The sequence below is a fragment of the Halomonas sp. genome (assembly GCF_031581305.1).
GTDB lineage: Bacteria > Pseudomonadota > Gammaproteobacteria > Pseudomonadales > Halomonadaceae > Halomonas.
The window spans coordinates 1-15,953 of sequence record NZ_JAVLBC010000056.1; the positions used below are offsets into that span (position 1 = coordinate 1).

Here is a 15,953-nt window from a genome sequence, read left to right on the forward strand (position 1 = left end):
CCCGGGCCACCAGGCGGTCCAGGGCGGTACGTTCGGGGCCGAGTTCCTCGACCGGGTCGCGGTTCGCGGATGAAAGTTGGGTCATGACATGTCTCGATCAAAGCCCCCGAGTCTCTCTGACTCGGGGGTGGGTACCACGCGAAGATCACGACGTTTAGAGGAGGTTGCGTGACCGCAGGAAAGCCGTCGCGGAGTCATAGATCTTCTGAGTCATATCATTTTCACTCGCCCACTCGGCCCATTCCTGCTCAGCGGCTTGGCGAAACTTCTTACGCTCCTCGGCCGGCAGGTCATAGGGATGGACATCGGGATCTTCCTTGAGCTTCTGAAGGGTTTCGACATCCTGTGCCTTGAGGCGGGCGATCAAGTCGTAGGCCATGCCGTCGAAGGCCACTTCCAGCGTGGTCTGGAGTTCGGAAGGTAGTTCGTCCCAGATCTCCTTGTTCATGGAGACGGCAATCATCGGCATCGAGTGGAAGCCAGGGTAGAGCGGGTAAGGCGCGAAGGCATGCAGGCCCATGGCGTCATTGTTGGAGAGCACCGTGGAGTCGGCAGCATCGATGACCTTCTTCTCGAGACCGGTGTAAACCTCGGACCCCGGCAGATTGACCGGCGATGCCCCGATGCGATCGAAGATGTTGTAGACCATGCCCTGAGGGGCGCGGATCTTTAGGCCATCGAAATCATCGAGTGTCTTGATGGGAACGGTGGAAGGGATCGATTCGAGGGGGAACGTCGCGGCCCCGATCAGGTGAGTGCCATACGGGTTGGCCAGCTCATTGTAGAGCTCCTCACCGCCGCCATGCTTCATGTATTCCAGGAAATCGTAGGGGTCGCTCCAGGCGCCCACCAGGTTGCCGAGCATGCCGAAGGCCGGATCCTGGCCAGAAAAGTAGCTGGGATCGGTCATATGGCCCTGGAGAATGCCCGAACTCACCGCGGTGAGCGTCTCGGTCGGACCGACGATGGCGTTGATCGGGAGGATTTCGATCTCGACACGCCCATTGGTCATCATCGTGACCTTGTCCGCCCACTCTTGCTTGATCTTGAAGCTAGGCTCGCCGCTGGTCTCGGAGGCCTGGAATTGCCACTCGTACTCTGCCGCCTGGGCGGTCGACAGGCCGAGTAGGAGGGCCGAACCCGTGAGCAGGAGGCATGATTTGCGTTTGAGCATGATTCTCTCCAGAGGGGGTGTTGTTGATTGTGTGCTGGCATGAGGTCTTTTGCGACGCTCTCAATGTTGAACATTTATCTAGTTTGTTCAACATATACTTTTGTATGTATCGACTGAGCGAGTGTCAAGCGTTACCTTCGTCGTAATCGATCATCCAGGTGCATGCCGGCCGGCTGCGCCCCAGGCAAGGAGCAACAGAGAATGACCGACCGCAAGCGCCTCCTGCGCAGTGCCGAATGGTTCGGCCACGCCGACAAGAATGGCTTCATGTACCGCAGCTGGATGAAGAACCAGGGCATCCCCGACCACGAGTTTCAGGGCAAGCCGATCATCGGCATCTGTAACACCTGGTCGGAGCTGACACCGTGCAATGCCCACTTCCGCAAGCTGGCGGACCACGTCAAGCAGGGCATCCTCGAGGCGGGCGGCTACCCGGTGGAGTTTCCGGTGTTCTCCAACGGCGAGTCGAACCTGCGGCCGACGGCAATGTTCACCCGCAACCTGGCGAGCATGGACGTGGAGGAGGCGATCCGCGGTAATCCCATGGACGGCGTGGTGCTGCTGGTGGGCTGTGACAAGACCACTCCGGCATTGCTGATGGGAGCGGCGAGCTGTGATCTTCCCACCATCGTGGTGACTGGCGGGCCCATGCTCAATGGCAAGCACCAGGGCAAGGACATCGGCTCGGGTACCGTGGTTTGGCGTCTCTCCGAGCAGGTCAAGGCCGGTGAGATCTCGATCCACGATTTCATGGCCGCCGAGGCCGGGATGTCGCGCTCGGCGGGCACCTGCAACACCATGGGCACCGCCTCGACCATGGCCTGCATGGCCGAATCGCTGGGTACCTCGCTGCCCCACAACGCGGCGATTCCCGCGGTGGACTCACGGCGCTATGTGCTGGCACACCTTTCCGGTAATCGTATCGTCGAGATGGTCGACGAGGACCTGCGGCTGTCGAAAGTGTTGACTCGGGAGGCCTTCGAGAATGCCATCCGCACCAATGCTGCCATCGGCGGCTCGACCAACGCGGTGATCCACCTCAAGGCGATCGCCGGGCGCATTGGCGTTGACCTGGCACTCGACGACTGGACGCGGATCGGCCGTGGCACGCCGACCCTCGTCGACCTGCAGCCGTCGGGGCGTTTCCTGATGGAGGAGTTCTACTATGCCGGCGGCTTGCCGGCAGTGCTGCGCCGACTCGGTGAGGCCGACCGACTGCCCCACAAGGAGGCCATGACGGTCAATGGTCGAACCCTGTGGGACAACGTTGCTGATGCTCCGCTCTACAACGAGGAGGTGATCCGGCCACTGGATAATCCGCTGCTTGAGGATGGCGGCATGTGCGTTGTGCAAGGCAACCTGGCCCCAAAGGGGGCAGTGCTCAAGCCCTCGGCGGCGAGTCCCGAGCTGATGCAGCATCGCGGTCGGGCAGTGGTGTTCGAGGACTTTGATGACTACAAGGCGCGAATCGATGACCCCGACCTCGATGTGGATGCCGACAGCATCCTGGTGATGAAGCATTGTGGGCCGAGGGGTTACCACGGCATGGCTGAGGTGGGCAATATGGGGTTGCCGTCCAAGTTGCTGGCCCAAGGGGTGAGCGACATGGTGCGCATATCGGATGCGCGGATGAGTGGCACCGCCTACGGCACCGTGGTGCTGCATGTCGCACCCGAAGCCGCCGCCGGTGGCCCATTGGCGGCAGTGCGCAACGGCGACTGGATAGAGCTCGACTGCGAGGCCGGCCGGTTACACCTGGATATCAGCGACGAAGACCTGGCTGCACGGCTTGCCGAGAGCGATCCCACCGAGCGGTCTCGACGCATCGCCAGCGACGGTGGCTATCGCCAGCTCTATATCGAGCATGTGCTGCAGGCGGACGAGGGGTGCGATTTCGACTTTCTGTTGGGCTGCCGGGGCGCCGAGGTGCCACGCCATTCACACTGAGACTGGAGGCCACATGAAGACTGAGCGACCCCGCATCACGCCCGACCAGCTGCGCTCGCGCTGGTGGTTCGACAACCCTGACCACCCCGGGACGACGGCGCTGTGCATCGAGCGCTACATGAACCAGGGGATCACCCTGGAGGAGCTCACGAGCGGCCGGCCGATCATCGGCATCTGCCAGTCGGGCTCCGACCTGACGCCCTGCAATCGCCACCATGTGGAGCTTGCCAAGCGGGTCAAGGACGGTATCCGCGCTGCCGGTGGGGTGCCCTTCGAGTTCCCCATGCACCCCATCCACGAGAATGTGCGTCGGCCCACCGCAGCGCTGGACCGGAATCTGGCCTACCTGGGCCTGGTGGAGGTACTGCACGGCTATCCGCTGGACGGCGTGGTGCTGACCACCGGCTGTGACAAGACGACGCCAGCGGCGCTGATGGCCGCGGCCACGGTCAACATCCCGGCCATCGTGCTCTCCGGCGGACCCATGCTGAATGGCTGGCGCGGCGCCGAGCGGGTGGGATCCGGTACCATCGTCTGGGAGCTGCGCAAGCGGCTTGCCGCCGGTGACATCGATTACACCGAGTTCCTGTCACGCATCACCGATTCGGCACCCTCGGTGGGTCACTGCAACACCATGGGTACCGCCTCGACCATGAACTCGATGGCCGAGGCACTAGGCATGAGCTTGCCTGGCTCGGCGATGATCCCCGGTCCCTACAAGGAACGCGCCATAGTCGCCTATCGGACCGGCGAGCGGATCGTTGAGATGGTCTGGGAGGACCTGCGCCCAAGCGATATTCTGATTCGCGAGGCCTTCGAAAACGCCATCGTCACCTGCTCGGCGCTGGGGGGCTCCTCCAACGCGCCCATCCACGTCAACGCTATCGCCCGCCACGCCGGTGTCGCGCTTGATAACGACGATTGGCAACGCCTGGGGCATGCCATCCCGCTGCTGGCCAACGTCATGCCCGCGGGCGCCTACCTCGGCGAGGAGTTTCATCGCGCTGGCGGTGTGCCGGCGGTGATGCACGAGCTGTGGGGGGCCGGCAAGCTCCATGGTGACGTGCTCACCATTAACGGCACGATGCTCACGGCTAACCTCACCGGCCGTGAAACCGGGGACGCCGAGGTGATCCGCCGTTATGCCAATCCGCTGGTGGAGCATGCGGGCTTCCTCAACCTCAAGGGGAATCTCTTCGACTCGGCGCTGATGAAGACCAGCGTGATCTCGACGAACTTTCGCGAGCGCTTCCTCAGCGACCCGGACGATCCCGAGGCCTTCGAGAGCAAGGTGGCGGTGTTTGACGGCTCGGAGGATTACCATGCGCGAATCGATGATCCGGCGCTCGGCATCGACGAGCGCACCATCCTGGTGATGCGTGGCGCCGGCCCGGTGGGCCATCCCGGCGGGGCCGAGGTGGTCAACATGCAGCCACCGGAGGCATTGATTCGTCGTGGCATCGAGTCGCTGCCATGCCTGGGTGATGGCCGCCAGTCAGGAACCTCGGGATCGCCGTCGATTCTCAACGCTTCGCCGGAGGCGGCCACCGGCAGCGGCCTGGCGTTGCTCGAGGACGGCGATCGGCTGCGCATCGACCTCAGGCGCGGCGAAGTGCGGCTGATGATCGATGACACCGAGCTCGAGGCCCGCCGTGAGAGGCTGGAGGCAAACGGCGGCTACCGTTATCCGGACCATCAAACGCCCTGGCAGGAGATCCAGCGCTCGATGGTGGAGCCGCTGGATCGCGGCATGGTCCTGCGTGGCGCCGACAAGTATCGCGATGTGGCTCGCCGCAGTCCCCCCAGGGATAACCATTGACTGAAGCGCGTTCGGTGCCTGGTGCCATGCCGGCTTCGATATCCTGTCATTGCCACGAACATAATGTCATGGTGTCATACCAAGGATGGTGGCAAGGGCCTATCGACTCACGCTGTCATCTTCGGTTGCGTGGCGGACTGGCTCAGGCAATCCCCGACGTACTGCCTGCTTTTGTCCTCGGCGAGACGAACCCCCCGACTCGCTGAATGGTGTTCTCATTGGAGACTTGAGCGAATGCAAATCGAGCCGGGAGGGGGCCTCATGCCTGACGTGACAAGAATACCCAGGACCCAGGCCCATGGTTATATCGCGATGGTCCACTTGGGTCTGGGGGCCTTTCATCGCGCTCAGCAAGCGGTCTACCTCGAGCGGTATCGCCAGCGTACCGGTGATAGCCGTTGGGGCGTGAGCAGCGCCAACCTTCGCTCGAGTATCGGCCTGGTGGATGGCCTGCGCGAGGCGAAATATCGCTATCACGTAGCCGAATACGCCGACAGTGAGACGGTGACCCTGCGCGAGATCGGGGTGATCGAGGAGGCGCTGTTCACCGGCTGCGATGAAAAGGGGCATTGGGGGCGTGACCTTGAGGCCCTGCTAGTGCGTCTGGCTTCGCCCGAGACCCGCATCGTCACCCTCACCGTCACCGAGAAGGGCTACTTCCTCAACCCGGCCAGCGGGGAGCTGCTCGCCGACGACCCCATGATCGCCGCCGATATCACAGAGCCCCTGCGGCCGCGCACTGCACCGGGGGTGCTGGTGGACGCGCTGGCGCGGCGACGCGAGGCCGGCGTGCCGCCTTTCGCGGTGCTCAGTTGCGACAACATGCCGGACAACGGCCATCGCACCCGCAATGCCGTGGTCCAGCTCGCCGAGCACCGCGACTCCACGCTGGCCGAGTGGATCGCCACCAAGGTGGCCTTTCCCTGCAGCATGGTCGACCGCATCGTTCCGGCGATGACCGAGGCGGACTTCGCCCAGCTCTCCAAGCTTGGAGTACAGGACGCCAACGCCGTGGTCTGTGAGAGCTTCGCCCAGTGGGTGGTGGAGGATGTCTTCCCCCAAGGGCGCCCGGACTGGGCGGCCGACGGGGTGGAGATGGTTGCCGACGTTGCACCCTACGAGACCATGAAGCTGCGCATGCTCAATGGCAGCCACTCGCTGCTGGCCTACCTGGGCGCGCCGGAGGGGATCGAGACGGTGTATGACGCGGTGAGCCGTGACGACCTGCGGGCCCTGCTGCGTCGTTACATGCGGGAGGAAGCGGCGCCGACGCTGGCCATGCCCGAGGGCACCGACGTCGCCGCCTACGCCGATTCGCTGCTGGCGCGCTTTGCCAACGACAGCCTGCGCCACCGGCTGCACCAGATCGCCATGGACGGCAGCCAGAAGCTGCCGCAGCGCTGGCTGCTCGGCACCCTGGCACGCCGCGAGTCTGGGCTGGCAGCGCCCTGCGCGGCACTGGGTATGGCCGCATGGATCCACTACACCGTCGGCAGGGATCTTCAGGGCAACGTCTATGGCGTGGACGACCCCCTGGCGCCGCGCTTCGCCGAGCTTCACGCGCGGCACGGCCAGGACGCCGAGGCGCTGGTCACCGCCTTCCTGGCCATGGACGACGTGGTGCCGCCGGCCCTGGCGGCCGACGCCCCCTTTGCCGACGCGGTGCTCACGGCCTATCGTTCCCTGACCGAACATGGCCTCGAGGGGGCGCTCGTTGCCCTGGCAGGCAGTAGCGAATAAAGAGGCCTGAGAGGAGATCCTGCATGGAACATACCTGGCGCTGGTTCGGCCCGAAGGACCCCATCCGCCTCGACGAGATCCGCGAGACCGGAGCCACCGGCATCGTCACGGCGCTGCACGAGGTGCCCAACGATGAAGTCTGGTCGCTGGAGGCGATCCGCGAGCGCAAGGCGCTGATCGAGGCGGCCGGGCTCACCTGGTCGGTGGTGGAGAGCGTGCCGGTCCCCGAGGTGATCAAGCAGGGCCGGCACGGGCGCGACGAGCTGGTTTCCACCTATTGCCAGACCCTGCGGAACCTGGCGGCCTGTGGTATCGATACCGTCTGCTACAATTTCATGCCGGTGCTCGACTGGACCCGCACCGACCTGCGCTGGGTCCTGCCGGACGGGGCGATGGCACTGCGCTTCGACCAGACCGCTTTCGCCGCCTTCGACCTCTTCCTTCTCGAGCGCCCCGGCGCCAAGACAGAGTATGGTCAGGGCGAGCAGGAAGCGGCCAGACACTACTTCGACGGCCTCGATGTGGCCGCTCGCAACAAGCTGGTCAATACCCTGATCGCCGGCCTGCCGGGCGCCGAGGAGCACTACACGCTGGAACGGTTCAGGGCAGTGCTGGCCGAGTATGCCGACATTGACGCCGCGCGGTTGCGTGAGCACCTCGGCTACTTTCTGCGGGCGGTGATCCCGGTGGCCGAGGAGGTGGGTCTCCGCATGGCGATCCACCCCGACGATCCGCCGCGGCCAATGCTGGGGCTGCCGCGGGTGGTCTCCACGCCGGAGGACGCCCGGTGGCTCCTGGACGCCGTGCCGAGCTCGGCCAACGGCCTGACGCTGTGCACCGGCTCCTACGGGGTTCGCGCCGACGTCGACCTCGCCGACATGGCCCGGCGTTTCGGGCCAAAGATCCATTTTGCCCACCTGCGCTCGACGAAGCGCGAGGCAGCGGATCCGCGCTCCTTCCATGAGGCACCGCATCTCGACGGCGACGTCGACATGGTGGCGGTGATCCAGGCCCTGGTGGGGGAGGAGCGGCGCCGCGAGCGCGAGGGTGGCCCGCGCTTGCCGCTGCGTCCCGACCACGGCCACCATATCCTCGACGACCGGCACCGCGACACCGCTCCGGGCTATCCGCTCTACGGTCGGTTGCGCGGGCTGGCCGAGCTGCGAGGAGTGGAGCTGGCGGTACGCCGACTCACTTGATGCCATCGCCCCTTACCCCCAAGAAGCGACCCCGCCGAGCGATCGGCGGGGCCGTTGCCATTGTGTCATGGATAAGTTCGACAGGCGCCTTAACGCCTCAGCGAGCCAGCCAGCCGCCATCCACCGCCAGGGCGTGACCATTGACGTAGGAGGCAGCATCCGAGCATAGGAAGATGATGGCGCCGGCCAGGTCCTCCGGGGTGCCCCAGCGACCGGCGGGGATGCGCCCGAGGATCTCGGCGCTGCGGGTCGGATCATCGCGCAGGGCCTGGGTGTTGTCGGTGGCCATGTAGCCCGGGGCGATGGCATTGACGGTGATGCCGTGGGCAGCCCACTCGTTGGCCAGCAGCCGGGTCAGGCCGAGAATGCCGCTCTTGCTGGCCGTGTAGGAGGGCACTCGGATGCCGCCCTGGAAGGAGAGCACCGAGGCGATATTGACGATTCGTCCCGGTGCGTCGCGTGCCACCAGATGGCGTGCGACCGCCTGGGCGAGGAAGAACGCTGCCTTGAGGTTAACGTCGACCACGGCGTCCCAGTCCTCCTCGCTGAACTCCAGGGCGGGTGCACGGCGGATGGTTCCGGCGTTGTTGACCAGGATATCGAGCTGTCCAGCCGCCTCGAGGGCTCGCGCGACGATGCTGTCCGGGGCGTCGCGGCCCAGTTCGGCTTCGACGCCGATATAGCGACGCCCCAGCGCCTCGATGCGGGAGCGGGTCTCGTCGGCGGGGCGACGGCTGACGCCGACGATGTCGGCGCCGGCCTCGGCTAGCGCCACGGCCAGGCCCTGGCCGAGCCCCTTGTTGCAGCCGGTGACCATGGCCACCCGGCCATGCAGGTCAAAGCGGGTCATGGGCGGTCTCCTGTGCAGCGAGGCGAGCCACCGCGGCGGGCAGTTCGCCGGCGTGATGGATGGCAACGGCGCCGTCAGGCGTCGTCTCTTCATCCGGAAAACGGTTGAGGTGGATGACCTGCATCCCGGCGGCCAGTCCGGCGGCCACCCCCACGGCGGCATCATCGATCACCAGGCAGCGCTCGGGGGACTGGCCCATGGCCTCGGCCGCCTTGAGGTAGAGGCCAGGGTCAGGCTTCCAGACGTTCAGAGTGTAGGCGCTGTAGAGATTGTCGCCGAAGTGGGACGCCAGTCCGGTGCTTTCCATGGCGCAGCGGATCTTGCGCTCCGGGCCGTTGGAGACCACCGCCTTGGGGTGGGCGGCCAGGGTCTCCAGGGCTTCCGGCATGTCGTCGATGGGCAACAGCTCGACGCGCATGCGTCGTTCCATCAGCCGGCGCACCTCCCCCTCCAGCAGAGGGAAATGAGCATCGTCCAGCGCGCCGTGGCGTTCGCTGAGTGTATCGACGATGGTACGGAAGCGTACGCCGCGAAACTCTTCCATGTACTGCCGGGCGGAGAAGGGCAGGTCGAAGGCGGGCAGGATGTGGCCCATTACCTCGGCGAGAAGGATCTCGCTGTCGACCAGGGTGCCGTCGGCGTCGAAGAGCAGGCAGAGCGGGGGGATCATGCGGGCCTCCAGGCAACGTCGTTGACCAGATTGATCGGGCGCTCGCCCCTGAGCGCCAGGATCAGATTGTCCACGGCGCGCTGGGCCATGGCGGTGCGTGTCTCGTGGGTCGCCGATCCGATGTGAGGCAGGGCCACCACATTGGTCATGTATGGCAGAGGCGACTCCGGCGACAGCGGCTCCTGCTCGAAGACGTCCAGGCCGGCGGCGCGAATGCGCCCCATCTCCAGCGCCTCGATAAGCGCCGCCTCGTTGACGACCTTGCCGCGGGCGATGTTGACGAAGATCGCCGATGGCTTCATCAGGGCAAACTCTCGCTCCCCGATCAGGTGCTCGGTCTCGGCGGTGAGGGGCACGGTGACGCAGACGAAGTCGGATTCGGCAAGCAACGTGTCCGTTTCGCGCCGCTCCGCCCCCAGTTCGCGCTCGAGCTCGGGCTTGGGGGAGGCGTTCGAGTAGAGGACGCGCATACCGAAGCCCAGGGCGCCGCGCCGGGCCACGGCGGCGCCGATGCGCCCGAAGCCGATCAGCCCCAAGGTCTTGCCGTGCACGTCGCTGCCGAAGTGCTCGGGGCCGATCCCGCTCTTCCAGTCACCGCGCTTGACCAGGTCGGCGAGCTCCACGGCGCGCCGGGCGGCGGCCATGATCAGCAGGAAGCCGGTGTCGGCGGTAGTCTCGGTGAGTACATCCGGGGTGTTGCACAGCAGGATGCCGCGGTGGGTCAGCGCCTCGACCGGGTAGTTGTCGTAGCCCACCGAGATGCTGGCGATGGCTTCGAGCTGGGGCGCGGCGTCGAGCAGCTCGGTCGTGATGGCCAGGCTGGCGCCGATCAGCCCATGGGCGTCGGGTAGGGCGGCCCGGAAGTCAGGATCGTCGGCGGAGGCCAGGCCGGGAAAGGCCTGGACCTCGAAGTCTTGATCAAGTTGGGCCAGCTGGTCGTCGTTCAGGCGGCCATAGGCCAGGATGCGCTTCTTCATGGTTCAGGCTCCTTTCGGGCGGTGGGCAAGGGTATCTACTGGGCGGATAGATCGGCTTCACGCGCCGTGAGACGGTCGCGATTGGGCAGGCCCTCCATGTCGCCCACCACCTGCACCGCCAGTGAGCCGATCAAGTTGCCGCGGCGGACCGCTTCCCGGGGGGAGCGGCCATCGAGCAGCGCGCTGACCACGCCCACCGCGAAACCATCGCCGGCCCCCACCGTATCCACCACGTCGGCCACCGCAAAGCCCGGCAGGGTAAAGCTCTCCTGCCGGCCGCCCAGAGTGCCGCGATAGTAGCTGCCCTCGGGTCCCAGCTTGATGATGACGGCCTGGGCACCGTGTTCCAGGTAGAAGTCGGCGATGGCCTCGGGGCTGTTCCGGCCGGTAAGTCGCCGTCCCTCGGCCAGGCCGGGCAGCACCCAGTCACTCTGGGCGGCCAGGTCGTTCAGGGTGTCGCGCATCTCGGTCTCGCTTGACCACAGGCTGGGGCGAAGGTTGGGGTCAAAGGAGACGCTGGCGCCGGCGTCGCGGGCCTGGGTAAGCATATGTCGCGACAGCGCCCGTGCACTGGGCGCGAGCGCGGGCGGTATGCCGGTGGCGTGCAGATGGCGCAACGCTGAGAAGTCGACGCCATCTGCATCACAGGGGGCCAGGTGACTGGCGGCGCTGCCGCGACGGAAGTAGGTCACCCTGGGGTCGGCGCCACTCGGAGCGCGCTCCTTGAATAGCAGACCGGTAGGATGGTCAGGGTCGATGATGAGGTGGCGGCAGTCCAGCCCTTCGCTCTCCAGGGTACGGCGGATAAAGGTGCCGAAGCCGTCGTCGCCGACCCGGCTCAGCCAGCCGACGTGAAAGCCCAGGCGGGCCAGGCCGATGGCGACATTGGTGTCGGCGCCGGCGATGCGGCGCTGGAAGCGCTCGATTTCGGCCAGCTCGCCCGGGCTTTCGGCGACGAACATGGTCATGGCCTCGCCGAAGGTCAGTAGTTCGGGGGCGGGGGCAGCATGGTCGGACATGGGATACCTCGCAGTGTCGGGAAGCATTGCCGGGGCTCGACGGCTCAGGGTGGGGCGCCACTGCTCAGGGGCCGGGTGATGGAAGCCGGGTGGAACCGCGCGGGATCAGGCTGGCCTGGAAATGCACCCGGCGCGCCGGTGTCATGCGGTCACCATCCTCGCGGCACCGCATCAGGCATGCCACTGTGGCGCGGCCGATCGCCTCGGTGGGCTGGGCCAGGGTGGTGATGCCGGGGCCGACCAGCCCGCACCAGTCGAGCTCGTCGATGCCCAGCAGGCCGATCTCTCCCAGGCGAGCGTCGAAGGCCTGCAGGGCTCGGGTGGCCTCCAGGGTGACGTTGCCGTTGGCGCAGAGCAGCGCTCGGGGCACCATGCCGGGGCGGGCCAGGAAGTCGCCGATGGCGCGGTGCAGGGCTTCGGTTTCGCCGAGGGGCCGACAATGGACCTCGCCAGCCAGGTCGCGCGCCGTGACTCCCTGGCGGAAGCGCGTCAGGCGAGCCTGGCGGGGGCTGGCCTGCTCCGGGGGCTCGCTGAGATAGAGCAGTTCGCCATAACCCCGGGCCTGGAGGTGGTCCAGGGCCAGGTCTAGGGCCTGGGCGTTGTCGAGGCCCACCACTTCGGCCTCCACCTCGCCCAGCGCGCGGTCGAGCAGCACCAGGGGCGTGCCCTGGTCGACCAGCGTCTGGAGTTCGCGGTCGGGGCTGCCGGTGGCGTTGATCACCAGCCCCTCGACCCGGTAGGAGGCGAGCAGCGCCAGGTGGGCGCGCTCCTGGTCCGGGTCGTTGTCGGTGTTGCAGACCAGCAGTGACAGGCCGCGCTCGCGACAGGCCTGCTCTACGCCGTGCATCACCGCCACCGAGAAGGGGTTGCGGATGTCCGCGACGAGCATGCCGACTAGACCCGAGCGGCCGCCCTTGAGGCCCCGGGCCATCTGATTGGGGCGGTAGCCCAGGCGGCTGGCAGCCTCGGCGATGCGGCCCTGGAGCTCTTGGGAGAGCCGCTCGCGCTCGTCGCCGAAGTAGCGGGAGACGCTGGTCCTGGAGGCGCCGGCCTGGCGGGCAACATCGAGGATGGTGGCGCGATGGCGCAGGGCGTTGGCCATGACGGGAATCTTGTAATGGAATCGTTCCCATTTTAGTCGCGATCGTACCGTCAGGCAAACCTCCGGGGCTCAGGGCGCTAGCAGTAGGGCGAGCGCCCCGGCCAGGTAACAGGCGATGACGCCGACGCTCTCGAAGCCGATGTGGGCGGGCCCCTGCCGCTGGCGATAGAGCATGCCCACCATCAGGATGCCGGTCATCAGCATCGCCAGTGCGACCCATAGCGAGACAGCATCGGGAATGGCGTGGTAGATCGAGCCGCCGCGATAGGCGATGTCCGAGGCGGCAACGAACAGGGTGTCGAAGGCGTTGCCACCGACGATAACGGCCACGGCCAGGGTCAGTGCCCCGCGGCGCACCGCCGCCAACGAGGTCACCAGTTCCGGCAGTGACGTCACTACTGCCGTCATCAGTGCCCCTACTACCGACTGTCCCAAGCCGGTCTGCTCGGCGATCACCGCTGCAGAGCGCTCCAGCAGCCAGCCGCTGATGCCGAGCGTCACCGCCAGGGCAGTGAAGGATAGCGAGAGCTGGGTCGCCGAGCGGCTCATGGCCCGCTCGTCGGGCACGTCTGGCTGGGTGTCGCGGGTTTGAGCGGGCTGCCACATGGGATTGTCGCGGCTGCGACCCACCAGGCGAAGGCCGAACAGGTAACCGAGCAGCAGTACCGGGGTGACGGGGTGCACCTGCCACAGGGTCCATTCGGGGGCGAAGCGTCCCACCAGCACCAGCGACAGCAAGCACAGCAGCAGGCCCCCCTGCATCAGGTTGCCGAGCGAGGCGGCGGCATGTTCCAGGTTGGCACGCCGGTGGGTGATGTCGGCGATACTCAGGAACAGTGTCTGTACGGCGATTCCGCCCAGGGCATTGCTCATCGCCAGGGTTGGACGGTCGGCCAGTGCCGCCGAGACCGAGACCACGATGCCCGAAAGGGAGGTCGCCATGCCCAGCAGGACTGCACCGGCGATAGCCTCGCCGAGTCCGGTGCGATCCGCCAGGTCGTCGACGATCCCGGTCAAACGGGTCCCCACGATACCGATCACCAGGGCACAGACGCCGAAAAGCGGCAGTGCCAGGCCGAGGGGAAGCTCATCCAGCAACAGGATCACGGCGCTCGCTTCCCGATCTCAGTGGTGACACCAGGCGGCAAGGGCCGTGACGAGAGCGGCGCGCTGTTCATGGAAGGCTCCTCGTTACGGGGTACTGAAACGAGCGTAACGCTTTACATCGCCTGAGGGCAGGCGGCGTTCGGCGAATGCGTGGCACCGATGAGCCACATTCGACAGCGCGCTTCGATGCGTCCTGGCATGTCACCGAGCCGACGCGGCATGGCCATCTGATCGGCACAGTGCCTGCGCTTGTCGACCCCAGGGAGCGTCATCCGATCCAGGTCGGCCGTATTCGCTGAAGAGCGACGAGACGCTCCCGGAACGACAAGGGCGGCCCCCTGGGGCCGCCCTGGCGGGTCAGGCGGGCGTGTTCAGGTCACCCTGGGGTCCAGCTCGCCGCGCTCGTAGCGCAGGAACATCTCCTCGAGGTTGATCGGCGTGATCTTGCTGGCTTGGCCGGCGGTACCGAAGGCCTCGTAGCGGGCCTTGCAGATCTCCTTCATGGCCGCCGTGGAGGCCTTGAGGAACTTGCGCGGATCGAACTCGGCGGGGTTCTCGGCCAGGAAACGGCGCACTGCGCCAGTGGAGGCCAGGCGCAGGTCGGTGTCGACGTTGACCTTGCGCACGCCGTGCTTGATCCCTTCGACAATCTCCTCTACCGGTACGCCATAGGTCTCGGGGATCTGCCCGCCAAACTCGTTGATCACCGCCAGCCACTCCTGGGGCACCGAGGAGGAGCCGTGCATCACCAGGTGGGTCTCGGGGATGCGGGCGTGGATCTCCTTGATGCGCTGGATGGAGAGGGTGTCGCCGGTGGGCGGCTTGGTGAACTTGTAGGCGCCGTGGCTGGTACCGATGGCGATGGCCAGGGCGTCCACCCCGGTCGCCTTGACGAAGTCGGCGGCCTCTTCCGGGTCGGTGAGCAGCTGGTCGTGGTCCAGCTTGCCCTCGGCGCCGATGCCGTCCTCCTCGCCGGCCATGCCGGTCTCCAGGCTGCCCAGGCAGCCCAGCTCGCCCTCCACCGAAACGCCACAGGCATGAGCCATCTCAACGGTGCGGCGGGTGACGTCGACGTTGTAGTCGTAGTCCATCGGGGTCTTGCCATCCTCGCCCAGTGAGCCGTCCATCATCACCGAGGAGAAGCCCAGCTGGATGGAGCGCTGGCAGACGCCGGGGCTGGTGCCATGGTCCTGATGCATGACCACCGGGATGTGCGGGAACTCCTCGACGGCGGCCAGGATCAGGTGGCGCAGAAAGGGGGCGCCGGCGTACTTGCGGGCGCCGGCGGAGGCCTGGACGATCACCGGTGAGTCGGTCTCGTCGGCGGCCTCCATGATGGCGCGCATCTGCTCGAGGTTGTTGACGTTGAAGGCCGGCACGCCGTAGCCATGCTCGGCGGCGTGGTCCAGCAGCTGGCGCATGCTGATCAGAGCCATGGATTCACCTGTTTCTGTATGGGGCGTCGTGACGGCGTGGCCGTGATGGTCACGCCATATAGGGGTATTGGTTGCGGGTGCCTCAGCGCGCGGCGGCATCTTCCAGGGCTTGTACCGCGGGCAGGGTCTTGCCCTCCACGTACTCGAGGAAAGCGCCACCGCCGGTGGAGATGTAGGAGACGCGGTCCTCGATGGCGTACTTGTCGATGGCCGCCAGGGTGTCGCCGCCGCCGGCGATGGAGAAGCCGTGGCTCTCGGCGATGGCCAGTGACAGCGCCTCGGTGCCCTTGCCGAACTGGTCGATCTCGAACACGCCCACCGGGCCGTTCCACAGGATGGTACCGGCGTCCTTGAGCAGGCCGCCCAGGCGACCGGCGGTCTCCGGGCCGATGTCGAGGATCATCTCGTCCTCCTCCACCTGGTCGACCGGCTTGACCACGGCCTCGGCCGACTCGGAGAACTCGGTGGCCACTACCACGTCGGTGGGCAGCGGGATCTCGACCCTTTCCATCAGCGCCCTGGCCTGGTCGATCAGGTCATGCTCGTACAGCGACTTGCCCACGCTGTAGCCGGCCGCGGCGATGAAGGTGTTGGCGATGCCGCCGCCGACGATCAGCTGGTCGCATTTCTCGGAGAGGGCGTTGAGCACCTCGAGCTTGGTGGAGACCTTGGAGCCGCCGACGACCGCGACCATGGGGCGCGCCGGGGTGGCGAGCGCCTTCTCCAGGGCATCGAGCTCGGCGGCCAGCAGCGGGCCGGCGCAGGCGGTGGCAGTGAAGCGTGCCACACCATGGGTGGAGGCCTGGGCGCGGTGGGCGGTGCCGAAGGCATCCATCACGAAGATGTCGCAGAGCGCTGCGTACTGCCTGGCGAGCGTTTCGTCGTCCTGCTTCTCGCCCGGGTTGAAGCGCAC

13 protein-coding genes are annotated in these 15,953 nt (G+C 66.4%); 4 read left to right on the forward strand and 9 right to left on the reverse strand.

The window, feature by feature from the left end; all coding sequences use genetic code 11:
- Window positions 1-154: 154 nt before the first annotated feature.
- Entirely contained in the window at window positions 155-1,174 is a 1,020-nt protein-coding gene (locus tag RI841_RS06675) for a TRAP transporter substrate-binding protein (RefSeq protein WP_310704802.1), read from the reverse strand.
- A 201-nt stretch (window positions 1,175-1,375) separates the two neighbouring features.
- Between RI841_RS06675 and RI841_RS06680 the strand changes: the two genes are divergently transcribed.
- The 4 genes from RI841_RS06680 (at window position 1,376) to uxuA (ending at window position 7,879) form a co-directional block, all read left to right on the forward strand.
- Window positions 1,376-3,121, forward strand: coding sequence for an IlvD/Edd family dehydratase (locus tag RI841_RS06680; RefSeq protein ID WP_310704803.1), 1,746 nt, complete (start codon window positions 1,376-1,378; stop codon window positions 3,119-3,121).
- Between the two features lie 13 nt (window positions 3,122-3,134).
- Entirely contained in the window at window positions 3,135-4,940 is a 1,806-nt protein-coding gene (locus RI841_RS06685; RefSeq protein WP_310704804.1) for an IlvD/Edd family dehydratase, read from the forward strand.
- A 261-nt stretch (window positions 4,941-5,201) separates the two neighbouring features.
- Entirely contained in the window at window positions 5,202-6,680 is a 1,479-nt protein-coding gene (locus RI841_RS06690) for a mannitol dehydrogenase family protein (protein WP_310704805.1), read from the forward strand.
- A gap of 23 nt (window positions 6,681-6,703) precedes the next feature.
- Window positions 6,704-7,879, forward strand: a complete 1,176-nt coding sequence (gene uxuA / locus RI841_RS06695) for a mannonate dehydratase (protein WP_310704806.1) — start codon at window positions 6,704-6,706, stop codon at window positions 7,877-7,879.
- Window positions 7,880-7,976: 97 nt separating this feature from the next.
- Here the strand turns inward: uxuA and kduD are convergent, their stop codons facing one another.
- The 8 genes from kduD to RI841_RS06735 all read right to left on the reverse strand — a co-directional run.
- Window positions 7,977-8,729: a 2-dehydro-3-deoxy-D-gluconate 5-dehydrogenase KduD gene (gene kduD, locus RI841_RS06700; RefSeq protein WP_310704807.1), complete on the reverse strand. Its 753-nt coding sequence runs from the start codon at window positions 8,727-8,729 to the stop codon at window positions 7,977-7,979.
- Complete coding sequence (locus RI841_RS06705; RefSeq protein ID WP_310704808.1) at window positions 8,716-9,399, reverse strand: HAD-IA family hydrolase; 684 nt, start codon at window positions 9,397-9,399, stop codon at window positions 8,716-8,718. Before RI841_RS06705 ends, kduD begins: the two co-directional genes overlap by 14 nt.
- Window positions 9,396-10,376, reverse strand: a complete 981-nt coding sequence (locus tag RI841_RS06710) for a D-glycerate dehydrogenase (RefSeq protein WP_310704809.1) — start codon at window positions 10,374-10,376, stop codon at window positions 9,396-9,398. The genes RI841_RS06705 and RI841_RS06710 overlap by 4 nt, the downstream gene beginning before the upstream one ends.
- Window positions 10,377-10,411: 35 nt before the next feature.
- On the reverse strand, window positions 10,412-11,395 hold the full coding sequence (locus RI841_RS06715; protein ID WP_310704810.1) for a sugar kinase: 984 nt from the start codon (window positions 11,393-11,395) through the stop codon (window positions 10,412-10,414).
- Between the two features lie 64 nt (window positions 11,396-11,459).
- Window positions 11,460-12,497 carry a LacI family DNA-binding transcriptional regulator gene (locus RI841_RS06720; RefSeq protein WP_310704811.1) on the reverse strand — a complete coding sequence of 346 codons (1,038 nt, stop codon included), beginning with the start codon at window positions 12,495-12,497 and terminating at the stop codon, window positions 11,460-11,462.
- 69 nt (window positions 12,498-12,566) lie between these two features.
- Window positions 12,567-13,604, reverse strand: a complete 1,038-nt coding sequence (locus RI841_RS06725) for a sodium:calcium antiporter (RefSeq protein ID WP_310704812.1) — start codon at window positions 13,602-13,604, stop codon at window positions 12,567-12,569.
- Between the two features lie 371 nt (window positions 13,605-13,975).
- Window positions 13,976-15,040: a class II fructose-bisphosphate aldolase gene (fba, locus tag RI841_RS06730; protein WP_310704813.1), complete on the reverse strand. Its 1,065-nt coding sequence runs from the start codon at window positions 15,038-15,040 to the stop codon at window positions 13,976-13,978.
- Window positions 15,041-15,122: 82 nt separating this feature from the next.
- Window positions 15,123-15,953, reverse strand: an 831-nt coding sequence (locus tag RI841_RS06735; protein ID WP_310704814.1) for a phosphoglycerate kinase, incomplete at its 5' end; no start/stop codon positions are given.

What these genes read in the sequence shown, in the direction of transcription:
- RI841_RS06715 (WP_310704810.1), bottom strand. Translation starts at nt 11,395, where the DNA reads ATGTCCGACCATGCTGCCCCCGCCCCCGAACTACTGACCTTCGGCGAG.
- RI841_RS06690 (WP_310704805.1), top strand. Translation starts at nt 5,202, where the DNA reads ATGCCTGACGTGACAAGAATACCCAGGACCCAGGCCCATGGTTATATC.
- uxuA (WP_310704806.1), top strand. Translation starts at nt 6,704, where the DNA reads ATGGAACATACCTGGCGCTGGTTCGGCCCGAAGGACCCCATCCGCCTC.
- RI841_RS06720 (WP_310704811.1), bottom strand. Translation starts at nt 12,497, where the DNA reads ATGGCCAACGCCCTGCGCCATCGCGCCACCATCCTCGATGTTGCCCGC.
- RI841_RS06675 (WP_310704802.1), bottom strand. Translation starts at nt 1,174, where the DNA reads ATGCTCAAACGCAAATCATGCCTCCTGCTCACGGGTTCGGCCCTCCTA.
- fba (WP_310704813.1), bottom strand. Translation starts at nt 15,040, where the DNA reads ATGGCTCTGATCAGCATGCGCCAGCTGCTGGACCACGCCGCCGAGCAT.
- kduD (WP_310704807.1), bottom strand. Translation starts at nt 8,729, where the DNA reads ATGACCCGCTTTGACCTGCATGGCCGGGTGGCCATGGTCACCGGCTGC.
- RI841_RS06680 (WP_310704803.1), top strand. Translation starts at nt 1,376, where the DNA reads ATGACCGACCGCAAGCGCCTCCTGCGCAGTGCCGAATGGTTCGGCCAC.
- RI841_RS06710 (WP_310704809.1), bottom strand. Translation starts at nt 10,376, where the DNA reads ATGAAGAAGCGCATCCTGGCCTATGGCCGCCTGAACGACGACCAGCTG.
- RI841_RS06685 (WP_310704804.1), top strand. Translation starts at nt 3,135, where the DNA reads ATGAAGACTGAGCGACCCCGCATCACGCCCGACCAGCTGCGCTCGCGC.
- RI841_RS06705 (WP_310704808.1), bottom strand. Translation starts at nt 9,399, where the DNA reads ATGATCCCCCCGCTCTGCCTGCTCTTCGACGCCGACGGCACCCTGGTC.